The following is a 496-nucleotide window of genomic DNA, read 5'->3' on the forward strand; positions in this document are numbered from 1 at the left end:
ATTATAAACGACGGGGTTAAAATAACAGGCAATACTAAAAATAGTGGCGGCGCGGGGGTGGGCGTGGCATTTGCCACTGTCATCATGAACGGAGGGGAAATTACCGGCAACATGACCACAGTTCGGGAAGGCGGCGGTGTGCGTGTAGCGGAAGTAAGTACTTTTATCCTGACCGGCGGGAAAATCCACTGCAATCCCGCTAATGACTCCGTCGGAGGGTTGTTTATTCCAAAACTTTGCGGTACCGACACCTCTTTTATTATTAACGACTGTGAAACTGATAAAAATACCGCCATGTACGGCGGCGGTGTGTCTACGAGCCAGGGCGCGACCTTCCGTATGATTGGGGGAACAATATACGGTTCAAACGCGCCGGAAGGCTTTAAAAATAGTGCCACTACCTCCAACGCGGCGCTTTACCGGTATTCCGGCAGCAGCGACATCACCCAATACGGAACTTTTATCAATGGCACATGGACCAGTAATGGGAATCTGA

The 496-nt window shown here is 50.4% G+C and carries 1 pseudogene; it reads left to right on the forward strand.

The features are described 5' to 3' along the window. Positions 1-496: pseudogene (locus ACYVRA_RS08565) on the forward strand (hypothetical protein); the annotation flags it as partial.

It is taken from the genome of Treponema sp. R8-4-B8, assembly GCF_054786175.1.